Annotated in this window: 15 protein-coding genes; 10 read left to right on the forward strand and 5 right to left on the reverse strand. The window is 48.3% G+C overall.

Annotated features, from left to right (window positions below; genetic code table 11):
- The first annotated feature begins 3 nt into the window (after positions 1–3).
- Positions 4–222, forward strand: a complete 219-nt coding sequence (locus tag ACGHZ6_RS16830) for a formate dehydrogenase subunit delta (RefSeq protein WP_390615161.1) — start codon at positions 4–6, stop codon at positions 220–222.
- Between the two features lie 250 nt (positions 223–472).
- Here the strand turns inward: ACGHZ6_RS16830 and ACGHZ6_RS16835 are convergent, their stop codons facing one another.
- Complete coding sequence (locus ACGHZ6_RS16835; RefSeq protein WP_390615162.1) at positions 473–1,840, reverse strand: MATE family efflux transporter; 1,368 nt, start codon at positions 1,838–1,840, stop codon at positions 473–475.
- A gap of 237 nt (positions 1,841–2,077) precedes the next feature.
- Between ACGHZ6_RS16835 and ACGHZ6_RS16840 the strand changes: the two genes are divergently transcribed.
- The 9 genes from ACGHZ6_RS16840 to ACGHZ6_RS16880 all read left to right on the forward strand — a co-directional run bounded on the left by ACGHZ6_RS16840 (position 2,078) and on the right by ACGHZ6_RS16880 (position 11,314).
- The gene (locus ACGHZ6_RS16840; RefSeq protein WP_390615163.1) at positions 2,078–4,159 is read left to right on the forward strand and encodes a TonB-dependent receptor plug domain-containing protein; all 2,082 of its coding nucleotides are present in this window, start codon (positions 2,078–2,080) and stop codon (positions 4,157–4,159) included.
- 250 nt (positions 4,160–4,409) lie between these two features.
- Entirely contained in the window at positions 4,410–5,693 is a 1,284-nt protein-coding gene (locus ACGHZ6_RS16845) for an ATP-binding protein (protein ID WP_390615164.1), read from the forward strand.
- The gene (locus ACGHZ6_RS16850) at positions 5,694–6,248 is read left to right on the forward strand and encodes a response regulator transcription factor (RefSeq protein WP_390615165.1); all 555 of its coding nucleotides are present in this window, start codon (positions 5,694–5,696) and stop codon (positions 6,246–6,248) included.
- A 324-nt stretch (positions 6,249–6,572) separates the two neighbouring features.
- Complete coding sequence (locus ACGHZ6_RS16855; RefSeq protein ID WP_390615166.1) at positions 6,573–7,013, forward strand: hypothetical protein; 441 nt, start codon at positions 6,573–6,575, stop codon at positions 7,011–7,013.
- A 120-nt stretch (positions 7,014–7,133) separates the two neighbouring features.
- On the forward strand, positions 7,134–7,574 hold the full coding sequence (locus ACGHZ6_RS16860; RefSeq protein WP_390615167.1) for a hypothetical protein: 441 nt from the start codon (positions 7,134–7,136) through the stop codon (positions 7,572–7,574).
- A gap of 27 nt (positions 7,575–7,601) precedes the next feature.
- On the forward strand, positions 7,602–8,147 hold the full coding sequence (locus ACGHZ6_RS16865; RefSeq protein WP_390615168.1) for a hypothetical protein: 546 nt from the start codon (positions 7,602–7,604) through the stop codon (positions 8,145–8,147).
- A 552-nt stretch (positions 8,148–8,699) separates the two neighbouring features.
- Complete coding sequence (locus ACGHZ6_RS16870; RefSeq protein WP_390615169.1) at positions 8,700–9,137, forward strand: hypothetical protein; 438 nt, start codon at positions 8,700–8,702, stop codon at positions 9,135–9,137.
- 309 nt (positions 9,138–9,446) lie between these two features.
- Positions 9,447–10,442, forward strand: coding sequence for a hypothetical protein (locus tag ACGHZ6_RS16875; protein ID WP_390615170.1), 996 nt, complete (start codon positions 9,447–9,449; stop codon positions 10,440–10,442).
- A gap of 137 nt (positions 10,443–10,579) precedes the next feature.
- On the forward strand, positions 10,580–11,314 hold the full coding sequence (locus ACGHZ6_RS16880; RefSeq protein WP_390615171.1) for a substrate-binding periplasmic protein: 735 nt from the start codon (positions 10,580–10,582) through the stop codon (positions 11,312–11,314).
- A gap of 20 nt (positions 11,315–11,334) precedes the next feature.
- Here ACGHZ6_RS16880 and ACGHZ6_RS16885 read toward each other — a convergent pair whose 3' ends face one another.
- From ACGHZ6_RS16885 to nspC, 4 genes are all read right to left on the reverse strand, one after another.
- Positions 11,335–12,072, reverse strand: a complete 738-nt coding sequence (locus tag ACGHZ6_RS16885) for a hypothetical protein (RefSeq protein ID WP_390615172.1) — start codon at positions 12,070–12,072, stop codon at positions 11,335–11,337.
- Between the two features lie 63 nt (positions 12,073–12,135).
- On the reverse strand, positions 12,136–12,654 hold the full coding sequence (gene ruvC / locus ACGHZ6_RS16890; RefSeq protein WP_390615173.1) for a crossover junction endodeoxyribonuclease RuvC: 519 nt from the start codon (positions 12,652–12,654) through the stop codon (positions 12,136–12,138).
- Positions 12,655–12,816: 162 nt separating this feature from the next.
- The gene (locus ACGHZ6_RS16895; RefSeq protein ID WP_390615174.1) at positions 12,817–13,581 is read right to left on the reverse strand and encodes a hypothetical protein; all 765 of its coding nucleotides are present in this window, start codon (positions 13,579–13,581) and stop codon (positions 12,817–12,819) included.
- A 112-nt stretch (positions 13,582–13,693) separates the two neighbouring features.
- The gene (nspC, locus tag ACGHZ6_RS16900) at positions 13,694–14,887 is read right to left on the reverse strand and encodes a carboxynorspermidine decarboxylase (protein WP_390615175.1); all 1,194 of its coding nucleotides are present in this window, start codon (positions 14,885–14,887) and stop codon (positions 13,694–13,696) included.
- Positions 14,888–15,123 lie beyond the last annotated feature (236 nt).

The following is a 15,123-nucleotide window of genomic DNA, read 5'->3' on the forward strand; positions in this document are numbered from 1 at the left end:
AACATGAGCAATCCAGAACAACGCTTAATCGACATGGCCAACCAAATCGCCACCAACCTTGCCTTACAAGGCAGCGAGGAAGAAGCTGTCGAAAAAATTGCCAACCATATAAAACGTTTTTGGGCCCGCCCGATGAAGCAACAGATCGTTGAATACAGCCAACAAGAAAACAACGAACTCATGCCTCTAACCCAAAAAGCGGTTGAACATTTAACTAACTAAAAGAAGTGTAAAAAGAAAACTGAAACTGGAATTAAGCTTGTGATGTGTCATTGCCTTCCTAGGCCTTCGGAGGCAGGACGCCGACGCAGAGCGGCCATGGATGGCGAACAGCGTGCCTAGGAAGGCAATGATACATCGCAAGCGCCACGTACTAATTTAGAAATACACTGTAAAAAATTCTTAATGAAGACTCTGGCCTTAAAACTGAACTAAGTCTCTCGAATGAGAAATACGGTTATTTACGAAATAACTAGCTATTTTCACTTCGTAACAACTTGAGGTGATGCCGCATCCATAACCAGCCCATAATGCCTACAACACCATTAGCCAAAGCTGTGGCTACAAACAGCCCCTGCAAACCCCAAAAGTATTGCCCAACCCAGGCCATCGGAAGATAAATAATAAACACACGGGCAGCCGAGATCACCACACCCGGCATGGGTTTACCCAAACCGTTAAAGCCCGCATTAACCGACATGACAATGCCGTAAAAACCGTAAGTTAAAGGCACAGTACTTAGGTAAGCCACCGCCACCGGTAGTACATCATCGGAACGGCTAAACCAACCGGCCAACCACTCGCCGGTGATCCATAAAACCACCGCCATGCAAACACCCCATACCAGGCAGAAGCGCCCCATCACCAGAAGGCCTTTATACAAACGGTCGAAGTTTTTAGCGCCCAGGTTCTGGCCAAAGAAAGGCCCGGCCACACTGGAGAGAGAATAAAAAACAATCAAGGCCACCGGTTCTATTCGCATGGCAACACCAAAGCCAGCCACAGCGCCTTGACCATGCTGCGCAACCAGCGCTACGACGACACCACTGGCCAACGGAATAATCACGTTAGTCGCCATCGCCGGCAAACCAATATGCAGCAGCGAGCGCCAGGACGCCGCAATCTTGCTCCATGGCTGAAAGGGTGATTCCAACATACGGAATTTACCCTGTACATAATACAGGGCCACAACAATCAACAGCATTCTGGAAATCAAGGTTGCCCAGGCCGCACCGGCAATTTCCAAACGCGGGAAGCCCAGCCAGCCAAAAATAAGTAACGGGTCCAACAAACCATTTACCAGTGCCGAGACCAACATCAGGTAACCCGCGATGCCACTACTGCCACGGGCCCGCAGTGCCGACATAATCGCCATACCGACAATCAACAGAGGCGCGTTGAAATACCAGATCTCCATATACTCAACGATCAGCGGCAGCAGCTCAGGTGTAGCCCCCAACAGCAAGAACATAGGCTCCATAGTGAGCAAGCCCAGCGCCGTAACGATGACTGACAGCAGCAGCGAGAAGGTCGCCGAATCGGTTAAAAGGTGACCAGCCTCGTGATGATCACCACTGCCCAGGGAACGAGATACAATTGAGGAAACCCCAGCACCCAAGCCAATACCAATACTGGTCATCACCATCACAACCGGGAAGGTAAAACTCATCGCTGCCAGGGCATCTTCACCCAGCTGTGCGACAAACAGGGTATCAATGGCATTGAAGGACATCGTGGCCAACAGGCCCCACACCATGGGCAGGGTCATACGGTACAACATGGGCCCGAGCGGACCTTCCGTAAACGATGGTGGTGCAGTTACAGCCTGGGATACAGCCATTTCCTAAATAACACTCTAAAAAGACAACCGCAGCATTAAACCACAAACACTCACCTTTAACCTCCCGGCGCTGCGTCAAGATGTACCCTCTATGCGACAACAGTTGCGACACTGGGTGCGACAACGTGTCGCATCCCGCCGCGCGCCCTAAACCACTACCATAGCCATCTATATCTACGCTTGGGCTAATTACGTCTAAAAACTAACGCCCAGAAAGGACACGCTTAGGAGAAAGCTATGTTTACACGTCGTCTATTGGTTACTGCTATAGGGCTTGCCAGCACCGCTAACGTGGTTGCCGAAATCAAGGCCGCAGAAAACAACCTGCCAGAAGTTAAAGTAGAAGAGGCCCAATGGCCACTGCAGGTTAACCACACCCTGGACGGCAACCAGCTTTCCGCCCCCGATGCCGCTGCAGCCCTGAAGCAACTGCCAGGTGCCAGCGTGACCCGCAATGGCAGCCTATCAGGTATTGCCCAGTACCGTGGCCTGCAGGGTGATCAGGTTAATGTCAGCATCGATTCTGCCAGCATTGTGACCGGTGGCCCCAACGCTATGGACGCCCCTCTGTCCTATATCCCCGCTAGTCTGCTAAATGAAATCAAGGTAAGCCGCGGTGCAGCCTCCGTCAGTCAAGGCCAGGAAACCTTCGGCGGCCATATTGAAGCCAGCAGCTATAAAGGCGAGTTCGGCAGCGGTGATGCCTTTGAAGTCAGCGGCCGTGCCCACAGCAACTACACCAGCCAAAACAAAGGTTCCAGCAGCAGTGTGCTGGTTACCGTGGCCAACGACACCCACAAACTGACCGCCACCACCAGCTACGACAATGCCGACGACAGCGAATTTGACGGTGGTGATATCGACAGCACCGAATACGAACGTCGCCGTCACGACCTGTTCTACGGCTACCAAAATGGCGATACCCGCATCAACCTGAAAGCCGGCAAGAACAACACCGGTCTGAGCGGCACCCCTGCCCTGGCTATGGACATTAGCTCCATCGACAGCGACCTGCTGAGCGGTGATATCACCACCAAAATCGGTGATGTAAAAGTGACCTGGTCCAGCAGTTATTCCCACGTTAACCACGATATGAATAACTACGAACTGCGCCCAAGCCCAGGCATGATGGGTGAGCGCCTGACTCAGGCTAAAGGCCAGCAAGTAAGTCATAAACTGATGTTCACCATTCCTGTAAGCAACGGCGAAGTACGCACCGGTGCCGACTACTCTGCATCAATCCACAACGCCGATGTGGTTAATCCGAATAGCGCTCTATTTATCACCAACTTCAACGACAGCGAACGCGACATCCTTGGTGCCTTTGCTGAGCTGACACAACAATCTGGAGCCTGGAGCTGGGAAATCGGTGCACGTTTGAACCGTGTTGAAATGGATGCAGATACTGTATCCGCAACCGGGATGCCCATGATGATGATGCAGAACAACGCTGACACCTTATCTGATGCATTTAACGCCGCCGACCGCTCAGAAACCTACAACAACCGAGACCTGGTATTCAAAACGGCTTACCAATTAAGCGATGAGCTAACACTGAACGCCTCTCTGTCCAGCAAAGAACGCGCACCGTCTTATCAGCAGCGTTACCTGTGGTTGCCAATGGCCGCGACCGGTGGTCTGGCCGATGGCCGTAATTATATCGGTAACCTGGATCTGGATAGCGAAACTGCTAACGAAGTGAACCTGGGCTTCGATTACAAAGCCAACAGCAGCTACGTGTCTCTGCAAGCCTTCTACCGCAAGGTAGATGATTATATTCAGGGCACAACCACCACCAACATGGCAGCGAACATGGTCGCCAACATGATGAGTGGCAACACAGCCCTGCAATTCAACAACGTAGACGCCAAGCTCTACGGCGCAGAACTGACCTACGGCACCCAACTGAACGACAACTGGTCTATCGACGGTAGCCTCAGCTACACCCGTGGTAAGCGCACCGATGAGAGCGACGACCTGTATCGCCTGGCACCGCTAAACAATCGCCTAAGCCTGACCTACAACAGCAACAACTGGAAGGTCAGTGCCGTTAGCGAAATCTTCGATGCCCAAAACCATGTTGCCGAGTTTAACGAAGAGCAAAAATCTTCAGGCTACGGTTTACTGCACCTGCAAGGCCAAATCGATATTAACGAGCAGCTGCAACTGCGTGCCGGTATCGACAACCTGACAGATAAAAAATATCAGGATCACCTGGCAGGTGTTAACCGTGTAAGTGGTAACGACGATATCGCTGTGGGCGAGCGCCTGTATGGCACTGGTCGTTCGGTCAATGTTGGAGTGACCTATAGCTTCTAACATAAACAAGAGCTTGTGAACTTAGAAGTCAACCTTCTAGAAAAGTACACAAGCAGTGGCCTTAAGATTGTGATCCCTTACGGCCTTCCAGAACCTTCGGAGGCAGGACGCCGACGCAGAGCGGGCATGGATGCCGAAAAGCGTGTTCTGGAAGGCCGTAAGGGGTCGCGATCGCCACGATCCGCTTAAGAGTGACTACCCACCAACAACTAGAGTATGCTTCAGGTTACAACGCGGCATACGACCTTTTATGAACACCCTTAGCCTTTCCCCGCCACAACAAAATATGCAACGCCTGCTGCTGGTAAGAACCCTGTTTCTTACAGGTGTGTGTGCTGCACTGGCAGCCGCCTATTGGACGGTGGATTTGGCCCTACCCTACCCGGCACTGCTGTGGATAATTTCAGCCCTTACCCTGATTAATATTCTGGCCTGGGGGCGGCTCAAACATTCCCATGCCACCAGCCAGGTGGAATTTTTTGTCCAGCTGCTGGTGGATGTGATGGGGGTAACCCTGCTGCTGTTTTTCTGTGGCGGCGCCGATAACCCGTTTGTTTCCTATTACCTGGTACCGCTGTGTATTTCAGCGGCCACCCTGCGCTGGCGCTATACCCTGCCGCTGGCCCTTACCGCACTCTCGCTGTACACGTTGCTGTTTTATTTCAAAGTGCCACTGCCTGATTTGGCCCCCGGTAGCGGTCATCAGCACCACGGCAGCAGTAACGGTGTAAGCCTGCATACCATCGGCATGTGGTTTAACTTTTTGATTAGCTCGGCTCTGATCACCTACTTCGTGGTAAAAATGGCCGAAGCCCTGCGCGAGCAGGATGCCCAGCTGGCCGACCTGCGCGAAGATTCCATGCGCGATGAACAACTGATGGCCGTAGCCACCCTGGCCGCCGGTACAGCCCATGAACTGGGTACACCACTGACCACCATTAAAACCCTGGTTAGTGAACTGCAACAAACCCATACCGACGACCCGGAACTGCAAAGTGATCTGGCACTGCTAAAACATCAAATACAGCACTGCACCAACACCCTGCACCAACTGCATGAACGCGCCGATCGCAGCAAGGAAACCACACTCAGCACCCAAGCCGTACGTGACTACTGTGAAGACATTATCGACAACTGGCTACTGATGCGCCCGGATGTCTCCACCGACATCACCATTGATGAAAACGCCCCAGAAGTGACTGCCCGCTTTGACCCCACTATCGCGCAATCCATTGGCAACCTGCTAAACAACGCCGCCGATGCTTGCCCACACAATATCCGCATCAATATTAGCTGGAGTGTTTCCAGCATGACCTGGGGGATTGATGATAATGGCCCCGGCATAGCCCCAGAACTGTCGACTCAGCTGGGCCAAGCCTTTACCAGCAGTAAAGGCCGCGGCCGTGGCTTGGGATTATTTTTAACCCACTCCACCGTTAACCGTTACGGCGGCGAAGTGCGTTTGGAAAATCGCGACCAAGGCGGCACCCGCACCGTATTACACCTGCCACTGCACACACAGGAAGTCGCTTAAGTGACAGAACAAATATCAGGACAAGTGAAAGAGCGTTTGCTGATTATCGACGACGACGAAACCCTGCGCCTGGTACTGGACAGAGCCTTTACTCGCCGCGGCTTTAGCGTAGATACCGCCGGCAATATCAGCGATGCCCTGCAACTGGCAGAAACCAAAGACTTCGATAAAGCAATCGTCGACTTAAAACTCGCCGACGAATCCGGCCTGCAACTGATCCCGCAATTGATCGAACGCCAGGCCGCACTCGATATCGTTATGCTCACCGGCTATTCCAGCATCGCTACCGCCGTAGAAGCCATCAAACTCGGCGCCATCAACTACCTGTGCAAACCCGCCGACGCCGAAGATATCCTCAACGCCTTCGCCCACCGCGAAGGTAACCCCGAAGCGGATGTTAACCGCGAACCACCCTCTGTGAACCGCCTGGAGTGGGAACATATTCAGAAAGTACTGGCGGAACATGACGGGAATATTTCAGCTACGGCGCGGGCGCTGGGGATGCATCGGCGGACGTTGCAGAGGAAACTTCAGAAAAAACCTGTAAAACGTTAGCCTATCTTTCCCCACAAAAGCCTGATTTTTATACAGTATATCGCAAAATAAGTGATCAAATGGCTCACTTTACTCTTAAACCAAGCTCGTTTATCTCTAGCCAAAAGAAAGAATCTATAGCAAAATCAACCTACTAACGGGCTCAAGGAGGGAGATAAGGGGAAACCCATTATCTAGATAAGCGAGCCGGCTCACTTTGCATCAAAAGGAAAATTGATGAGTCTATTTTTCCTTTCTGTTTCAAAGACCTACGCTTCCTCTCCAAAACGGCCAGAATGATAACTCGCCGGGCTCTTATACAAATGTTATGGATAAATAGAAAATATGAATAAAATAAAAAGATTCTTACAGTTGACAAGTATTCTGGCTGCATTAACCGGCTGCGCATCAAGTACAACAACTGAAGGCATTGACGATTTAAAAAATGAAGTCATTGGAACTATATTCAAGTCAAAAATAAAGAAAAATGGACAAAACCTTACTTGCAGCCAACCAAGTTTTCTTGAATGTGTAGATATTACAAAAAATATTTGCTTGAAAGAGGCAGAATCTTTAAAGGTTGAATGTATTAATTATGCAGACGAAAAGCAACCAGCAATTAATAGTAAGCATGAAGCTGAAAAATATTTTATGGTATTTGCGCAATGTATGAGTATAAAACAAGTCATGCTTCGCCCAGAAAACTTCATTGAAGTTGGTCACTGCTTAAAACGAAGTGGCGGGGCCAATCCTGAATTAGTAAAGCAGGCGATATTAGCGCCATAACAAACACCTCAAGCCGACCTCCATTGCGTTGCTCGTTTTGCGCTTTAACGCTACGCTAGCACAAAACAATAAACTCCATTTCGGCGGTTTATCTGGGCGTTAAGCTCTCTAAGGAGAATCATGAAACATCTAATATTATTCATAACAATGATTTTTGCATTTCCTGTAACCGCAAATGAAATTCCTAAGCCAAATGAAATCGATGTAAAAAAATATGAAGATTTATTCTATAAATCTCTCGAAGAAGGAAAATATGTCGTTTTCGAACAAACACTAAAAAAAGAAGATGTAATTTTTAGGTCTGTTTCATTTAATTACAGCGTTCAATGCAAATCAGCCACAACAACATTCGAAGCAAAATTAACACGTGTGATACCAGCAACTGGCGAACTAGCCGCTCTGGGCGGAGATATTGTCGCTGTAATGGTTAACCTCACACACAAAGCTAATGGCGAAATTGAAGTCTCACCTGTTCTGGGTTCAGCAGATATGGTCGGAAACTTAACCAGCGGCTCAATGCCGGCCACGCCGGCACAGGACGCACTTGCGTGCGCCCTTTAGCCGGGCGCTACATTTAGGCTCGTATAAATGAGAAATGTTTTATTATTAACATTTTTATCCATATTATCGTCTTTTGTGGCAGCAGATTATGAAGGAAGCTACGAGTACAGCAAATATAAGTACCCTAAAATAACAGAGTTTCTAAACAAGAATAACCCTGAAGGCATCTATTCCTCAGTGAATGTTGAAATGCCTAATGACGGTATCTTTAGTCTTGGCATGCATAAAGACCGAGAGTTACTGTTAGTAAATCACATCACATTTAATGTGACAGTCATTAACTATGGCTCTGCTTTAATTTCTAGGATTGGAGATAAATTTGAGCATTCGAGTATTGAGCTGCCTACTCCATACCAAATCAAACATGAGGGTGCTACTTATAGCCTCTACAAACCAGTATCTGAAGTTAAGAACGGTACTTTAATAGTGAACTATGCGTTCACGTGCAAGCAGCCAGCTAGCTTTGCCTCTGTGGGAGATTGTTCTGATCATAAGATTTATCAGACTGAGCTGAAATACCAATTCAAAGAAGGTAAATTAGCTCTTATTCAAGCTGATATAAAAATACAATAAGCGGCTGGAACTGTTTATTCCTCTGCACCCCATAAACAGCCCCTAAACCGGGCCTTATGTTTCAAAGGTAGTGTTGTGAGATTTATATTTTTTATTCTAATATTTTCTTCTTGTGCGATGGCGAATAACTTCACATTTAAAGAAAGTACGAAGCCTATTGAAAAACACAAAAAAACGTGCCTCAATCAAAATCCACCAATTCACAAAGCAAAATTCTATAAAACAGAATTAAGTGAGTTCGGGAAAAATGGTTGCAATGACATTCGTTCCAATAAGCCTTTCGAGGTGCTTTGCGACCTGGATCGTGTTACCAAATGCTATTCAACAAAATCATGGCAAACACGGAATCAGTACTTCGAACTAAATTCCGTGGTACAGGTGTCGAATATTAGCCATAAAATAGCCTTCTCTAACGGAGTAAAAATTGACACCATATGCGCGCATTACAAGTAAAAAATAACAAAGCCAATCAAACACGCCACGAAAATCGCGGTTTGACCTCTCTACCGCTCGGCCTTTTTGGGCCGTGCTATACAACCAAGGATAGGTGATATGGGTTTAATATTTAAGATAGCTGCTGGAGTAATTATAGGATTACTGACTATTCAGATAGTATCTATGAAATTGATAAATTACGAAAACAAAAGAAAGGGTGAAGAATTGCATCTAGCGCAGGAACTTCGTAATAGGTCAATTATCCTTATGAATTCTGTGCACTTTTATTATAAGAAGCACAAGAAACTTCCGACCCTATTAGCTGATTTAAACTGCACATCACATGGTAAATGTGCAGCAGAAGAAAAAGATTCAGTATTTTATATAGCCTACCAAGATGAGTGGATTGTTGTTGAGCCATATATAATTTCATCAGATGTTAAATATCACTGCAAAGCGACTTTTCTAGATCGTATTGACCCCAGATTTCATCACTGCATTAAAATCGATGAATTGGAAATACCTCAATCAATTAAAGATTCTGCGATCAAGTAAAATATATGGGATCAACCCCTAGGGGCTGATCCCGCACTACACCAAGCCAGAAAAATCACCGCGGAATATAATGAAAGCCTTTCCATCTCTATAGCACCCGCTCTTTTTGCGTACAGGGTTAAAAAGCTACATTACATGGGTATTTTTCCACCCAATTGAAAGCACAAAATACCCATTAACTACTTACCCTTAATGGTTGCTCTGTTCCAAAGCCTGCAGCAGTACTGTGTCTTGTCCAATTTATTGTCAGCCATAAGATTGGCACAGATTTTTTATATCAGGGGTATATCAATCATGTAGCAGTTGAAAATGGATACCGCTTTACGCAACCCCAACCTGACATTTTCCGCTCCAGAGCTAGCTGGCCCCAAAGTAGGAGGCTCGGCAGGTCTGAAGTATCACGCTTTTTCCACCAGAGTGTTAAAAGATGAAGCCGAGGCTAAACAGTATGTTGCATCAACAGGGCTGAACGAAGACACCGGAGTAAGTCAAAGCTGGGGAACTGACACCAAACACGCTGTGATGCGCTCGCGTCGCGGCTCAATTGGTGGTTTGGTTAAACGTAGTGATGGTTCCCACGCAGTATGGCGAATGAGTTCTCATGCAACCAGTGAAGCGCTACAAGAGTCTACTCAGGATCATGCGGAGGCCAAATATCATCTAAAGGCTACTGAGTTAGCAACTGCGGCCACTAACACGCGCGGCACTAAGCAATCGGTCAATGCAGTATTAAGCGATTTTGGTAAGGTACAGTACATCCCACCCAGCTCTGACTATGCTCTTGGTTTTAACGCCTTCCAGCTAACAGAAGCGACCAACGCCACCTCGGTCTCAGGCACTGGCTTAGCTCGTAGTGTGAGTAAAGACGCGCGAGCCGATCTGTTTGCCCCCAGCATTGCCAGCATGCAGGACAGAGGAAAAAAACCAAACCCCTCTCAGGCTTTTCACTCAGAACCGATGGCGATCTCTTTCCACAACACAGAGCGAGCAAAATTGGGTAAGCCTTCTCTGAGAGAATCCAGTGAGATGGTGGGCATTATGGAAAGCTTTCCTAACCAGATCTGTGCCCAGTGTGGTCCCATGATGAGCGAATATGTTGGCCCAGACAGTATGGTAGGAGGCAATCCAGGGGTGCCATTTGGCGGCCAAAAACCAGGAGGCCTTTTCCCTCATGAAGTGGTTGACTCCAGTGGAAAGCAGCTAGGCCAATCCACGGTATTTCGCGCACATCCTTCACAAGAACTGACAACAGAAACGGCTAATGCGAAAGAGGTAAGAGCAATTCATGCTTACCATAAGGCTTAGTGATTGATATCTTACTAATCTAAAGGGAAGACCCCATCACCACAATAATATCCGGCAGCAGTTTCTAAAGTCCAACTCCAAACCGTACTCGGTGTTCTAAACTATATCTATTTAACCTATAAACTTCTGAGAGCTGCATGCTTATAAAGAGCGCTTATATTGGACTACTCATCATATTACTTGCTTCATCACCTAGCTATGCAAGTAAGAAGCTGCTTTTCACGACAATACAAAAAAGCTCAGTACAAGCCATTTCTCATAAGGTTCTTGAAAAAGCCTACGCCCGGCTAGGGTTGGATATTGAAGTCTTAGAGCAACCCGGAAAGAGAGCTCTGCATTCATCGAATAGCGGCGCCGTGGATGGCGAACTAAGCCGCATTGCCGGCATTAATGCTGAGTACGAAAACCTGCTGATGATTCCCATTGCTATTAACTCAGTAGAAATTATCGTGATGACGAAGGACATTATCTTTCCTGTCTCTGGATGGGAAAGTATCAGAGGTTATCGCATTGGTGTTGTACGGGGAATCATTTTTACCGAGCGGGGTACCCAAGGCATGCATGTCTCCCCCAGTAATAGCTATGAGCAGTTGTTTAAAATGTTAATGGGTGGGCGGGTAGATATTATTGTCATTCCCTACGTTAGTGCGTTGGAGAATTTAAGAAAGAGTAACTACAGTGAAATTTATCGCTCACACGGCCTTAAAATACTGAAACCCGTTCTTACAGAACACGACTTGTATCACTACCTTCATGTAAAACACCTTGCCCTAAAAGACAAACTGACGTCTGTCCTGGAAGATATGCAAAGCAGTGGCGAGATAGCAAAAATAAGACAGGAATATATTGATAAGCTGTATAACGGCTTTTAAGACCGTAGATTACCTCTGCCCTACAAATCCAGCACACAAGACCGCCCCAACAGCCCCTCTCCCCGCATATCAATAAACACCTGTGTCAACGGCTCCACCAAATGCCGATTCTTAATATGCAGGTAGTGATAGACATTACCTTCCATTAAATCCGGTTCATTAACTTTTATATTATCAAGCGCCAGTGCTTTCATATTCAGCATGGCTTCATGCTTATCCATTACCCCCACTTCCAAGCGCCCCGCCGCCACCATTTTTAATAGCGCTTTGGCATTGGTGGTGTAGATCAATTCAGAATCCTCCAATAACTCAAAAAAACCAAAGCGGCCATGGATTACTCCTACGGTTTGATGTTTTAAAAACATCATGGATGGATAGGTATCCTTCTTCTGCGATACCGCTACCACGGCAACACAGCTGATGGGGTGTTCAACGCGGATTAGGCTTGGGTAATCTTCTTCATTGAGTTTGGCGCGGACTAGCTCGCCATCGGCAAACTGCGCTAAACCGGCTTGATAGAGGCTACGTTTGGGTGGGGCCGGGATCAGTTGAATTCGGTAATGGCCGATGCGGTTATAGGCTGACTCGATCATCTCGCGGGCGGCTTCGGCTCGTGGATGTTCGATGGTCATAAAGCGCAGTACGGTCGGCTCTTCATCACTGGCATCAGGCGTAGCGGTATCGGCCATCGAGGGATGAATAGCCCAGATGCTTAGCAACAATAACCAACGGGGAAGAAAACCACAGAGCTTTGCCATTGCACAACGTCTATAGCAGTACTTTACCTACTCAGTATAGACAATGGCCTGTGGACTGAGGGGCTAGACCATACGCCCGCGGCGGAAGCTTTTGGCCTTGGCCGACTTGATCAGGTGCTGTTGGGTATTGGCATGGCAGATGGCGATAGCCAGGGCATCGGCAGCATCTTCCTGGGGTGTGCTGGGCAGTTTTAGCAAGGTTTTGACCATATGCTGGACCTGGAACTTGTCCGCCCCGCCATTGCCTACGACTGACTGTTTTACTTTACGGGCTTCGTACTCGGCTACCGGCAGTTCGTGGTTTACCGCCGCAACTATGGCTGCCCCCCTCGCCTGCCCTAGTTTTAGTGCGGATCCGGCACTTTTGGCCATAAAGACGTGTTCGATGGCGACTTCCTGCGGGCAGTATTCTTCGATGATTTGGCTGACGGAATCGAAGATGACCTTTAAACGTTCGGGCAGGGTTACGTCGGGCACGCGGATGACGCCGCTGCCTACGTAGGAGCTTTTGCCGTTGACGTGGTTGATGATGCCGAAGCCGGTTTTGCGGGAGCCTGGGTCGATTCCTAGGATTAGGGCCATATTGTTGCTGTGTCTTATTGCGTCTAGATTCTCGCGTAATTCTCTGGATTCCCGCTTTCGCGGGAATGGCGGTAGTGGAGGATTATCGAGGTTCTGGATCGGCGCAATTAATTAGTGTTGAAACAGTGTCGCACAATCTTTGGCTGGTCGCTACTTGATGGGTTATTGCTTATCTTTAAAGGGATTATCAAGGAAGTATTGGTTTAACTGGGCCAGTTGCTGTTCGTCTACGACAGACTTCTTCGACAGTGCCAGGTGCAGAGCATAGAGTGGCAGGTCGGATACTACATGGATCATTAAGTCGGTGGTACCGCCGTGGGTGTGGTAGGCCTCCATGGCTTCGTACAGGTCATCTACCTGGCCCAACATAATATCGGCTTGGCCTTCGCCAATCATGCGGGTGGCATCTTGTTTGAAGGTGATGGAGGGCAAGCGCTTTAGCAGCCCGGCTTCCTGCTGCTTTTGGAAAGCCGTTGCCAGCTGTGGGCTGACCTGCTCGGTGGTGTTCCAGACGATGTGGTAGTTGATCAGGTCATCGATGGAAGTAATATCGATGCTGGCATCGGCGCGACTGATGGCACCAATTTCCAGGCCGGCAACGGGGGCCTGTACCAGATTTAATTTGGAGTTTTTCGATAATTCCGGGTAAGGGCCCAACACAATATCGGCCTGGCCCAGGGAGACTTTTACGCGGCTGCGTGACAGGCGATCAAACTTAATGTCTAAATCGTAACCAATGTCGGCAAAGGCGGCTTTCAGGTGTGAGGCTAAGCGGCCGCTATCCTGGCTGGCGAGGTCGGCATCGCTACATATTAATGGGCAGTAATCCGGGGTTAGCATTAACAGTTTGATTTGATTTTGTGCACTAGCAGAAAATGCGCACCCCAATAATGCAACTGCTACCCCAAATGACCTATACCACTTCACAACTAGTACCAATTTCTTAAAATTCTTAAAGGGATAGGTTTTACAGGGGGGAACGGTGTGTGTCAATGTAAGACGGCGAGTATTTCTGGGTAGTTCTATTCAATAATTAAATTCACGATAATCGGTGCTTAAAGTCCTGGTAACCAAAATCCCTCACCAGGCGCAGCTCATCGGTGTCGGCATTCCAAATCGCAATCGACGGTAAGTTAATACCGTTAAAGGTGGTGGTTTTTACCATGGTGTAGTGGGACATATCATCGAATATCAACCTGTCCCCCACCTGCAAGGGTTTGCTAAAACTGTAATCACCCAGCACGTCGCCAGAAAGGCAAGTCATACCGCCCAGACGATAGGTATAGGCTTTTTCATCGGCAGCCCCGGCTATGCCATCGACGGTAAGAATATCCGGGCGATACGGCATCTCCAGGCTATCGGGCATATGGCAGGTGGCCGAGCTATCGATAATGGCTTGCGGTAAATCGTTAAAGCTTAAGTCCAGTACTTCGGTTACCAATACGCCGGTGTTGATGGCTACCGCTTCGCCGGGTTCTAAATACACATCCAGGTTATGCCGATGGCGAAAATCTTTTATTAAGCCCACCAAACCAAACACGTCGTAGTCGGGACGGGTAATATGGTGACCACCACCAAAATTAATCCACTCAAGTTGTGAAAACCAACGGCCGAATTTTTGTTCTACCACTTCCAGGGTACGAATCAGTGGCGCCAAATCTTGCTGGCATAGGGTATGAAAGTGGAAACCGCTGATCCCTTCCAGACTAATCCCATTAGCCAAACCTTTTTCCAGCTGCTCTAGCGTTACGCCCAAGCGCGATCCCGGTGCGCAGGGGTTGTACATGGCAAACTTGCCTTCCGAATGCTGCGGGTTAACCCGTAAACCAAATTGCAGTGATGGGCGTGTTGCCAATGCATCCAGAATCAGTGGCTGGAAGCGTTGCCACTGGTGCAGGGAATTAAATACCACGTGATCGGCGAGTTTTAAAATATCCCGCAACTCGTTTTCTTTATAGGCAGCGGAAAATACATGCACTTCACCGCCATATTCTTCACGCCCGAGGCGCGCTTCGTGTAAACCGCTGGCGCACGTGCCGGTTAAAAAACGCCCTACCAGGGGGGCCAGGCTCCACATGGAAAAGGCTTTTAATGCACTGAGTATTTTGGCCCCGCTTTCCACATGCACACGATCGAGCAGTTTTAAATTGCGCTCAAGGGATACCTCGTCTACCACAAAGCATGGCGACGGCACGCGGCGGGAATCGAATTTTCGGAACGGGCTATCCTTCATAGAATTCTGAATCTCGACACTTTATAGATTCTTTTGCTATTCGCCTGTAATTCATGGATTCCCGCCTGCGCGGGAATGGCGAAAAGCGTTTCCATTTTCCTTATATTCAGGATAGCAGGCTAAACGGTGACGGATGTGACACTTGCGATACAAAAAAAGGCCGGCAAAAGCCGGCCTGAGAGAGACGCCCGATCCGAAGACCGGGCTAGGGAGGAAACTTACTTAAAATAATCGTT

It is taken from the genome of Maricurvus nonylphenolicus (assembly GCF_042854845.1).
In the GTDB taxonomy this organism is placed as follows: domain Bacteria; phylum Pseudomonadota; class Gammaproteobacteria; order Pseudomonadales; family Cellvibrionaceae; genus Maricurvus; species Maricurvus nonylphenolicus.

Bases quoted from the DNA above. Each gene is read 5' to 3' on its own strand.
- ACGHZ6_RS16835 (WP_390615162.1), bottom strand. From the start codon at position 1,840: ATGGCTGTATCCCAGGCTGTAACTGCACCACCATCGTTTACGGAAGGT.
- ACGHZ6_RS16870 (WP_390615169.1), top strand. From the start codon at position 8,700: ATGGGTTTAATATTTAAGATAGCTGCTGGAGTAATTATAGGATTACTG.
- ACGHZ6_RS16880 (WP_390615171.1), top strand. From the start codon at position 10,580: ATGCTTATAAAGAGCGCTTATATTGGACTACTCATCATATTACTTGCT.
- ACGHZ6_RS16860 (WP_390615167.1), top strand. From the start codon at position 7,134: ATGAAACATCTAATATTATTCATAACAATGATTTTTGCATTTCCTGTA.
- ACGHZ6_RS16855 (WP_390615166.1), top strand. From the start codon at position 6,573: ATGAATAAAATAAAAAGATTCTTACAGTTGACAAGTATTCTGGCTGCA.
- ACGHZ6_RS16885 (WP_390615172.1), bottom strand. From the start codon at position 12,072: ATGGCAAAGCTCTGTGGTTTTCTTCCCCGTTGGTTATTGTTGCTAAGC.
- ACGHZ6_RS16845 (WP_390615164.1), top strand. From the start codon at position 4,410: ATGAACACCCTTAGCCTTTCCCCGCCACAACAAAATATGCAACGCCTG.
- ACGHZ6_RS16865 (WP_390615168.1), top strand. From the start codon at position 7,602: ATGAGAAATGTTTTATTATTAACATTTTTATCCATATTATCGTCTTTT.
- ruvC (WP_390615173.1), bottom strand. From the start codon at position 12,654: ATGGCCCTAATCCTAGGAATCGACCCAGGCTCCCGCAAAACCGGCTTC.
- nspC (WP_390615175.1), bottom strand. From the start codon at position 14,887: ATGAAGGATAGCCCGTTCCGAAAATTCGATTCCCGCCGCGTGCCGTCG.
- ACGHZ6_RS16840 (WP_390615163.1), top strand. From the start codon at position 2,078: ATGTTTACACGTCGTCTATTGGTTACTGCTATAGGGCTTGCCAGCACC.
- ACGHZ6_RS16830 (WP_390615161.1), top strand. From the start codon at position 4: ATGAGCAATCCAGAACAACGCTTAATCGACATGGCCAACCAAATCGCC.
- ACGHZ6_RS16875 (WP_390615170.1), top strand. From the start codon at position 9,447: ATGGATACCGCTTTACGCAACCCCAACCTGACATTTTCCGCTCCAGAG.